This is a genomic window from Paenibacillus sp. sgz302114 (assembly GCF_056120345.1).
On the sequence record NZ_JBVYOI010000041.1, the window covers coordinates 1 to 553 of the forward strand.

The window sequence follows — 553 nt, forward strand, 5'->3', positions numbered from 1 at the left end:
TGGGGTAACCCGCAAGGGAGCCAGCCGCCGAAGGTGGGGTAGATGATTGGGGTGAAGTCGTAACAAGGTAGCCGTATCGGAAGGTGCGGCTGGATCACCTCCTTTCTAAGGAAATACCTGATCACGATGATGATCAGATACAGTTGATAATGACGTGAACACCATATGTTCAGCTTTGATGGAATTTGTTTGGGGCCATAGCTCAGCTGGGAGAGCGCCTGCCTTGCAAGCAGGAGGTCAGCGGTTCGATCCCGCTTGGCTCCACCAAACTCAAACCATCAACTTGCCGATAAGTGCCGCCTGATTCATTCAGTCGTTTCACTTACCGACTTGCACCTTGAAAACTGGATATGAAATTTGCGAAATATCTCTTAGCTGAGATTAACTTGAAATATGTGTTGCCAATCTAACGATTGCAACTAGGTTAAGCTACTAAGAGCGCACGGAGGATGCCTAGGCGCTAGGAGCCGAAGAAGGACGTGGCGAACGACGAAATGCCTCGGGGAGCCGTAAGCAGGCTTTGATCCGGGGATGTCCGAATGGGGAAACCCGG

At 51.0% G+C, this 553-nt stretch carries 1 tRNA gene and 2 rRNA genes; all 3 read left to right on the forward strand.

The window, feature by feature from the left end:
- Positions 1-105: ribosomal RNA gene (locus tag AC0LWF_RS27820) — 16S ribosomal RNA — on the forward strand; the annotation flags it as partial.
- Between the two features lie 86 nt (positions 106-191).
- Positions 192-267: transfer RNA gene (locus AC0LWF_RS27825), tRNA-Ala, on the forward strand.
- Positions 268-422: 155 nt separating this feature from the next.
- A 23S ribosomal RNA gene (locus AC0LWF_RS27830) occupies positions 423-553 on the forward strand; the annotation flags it as partial.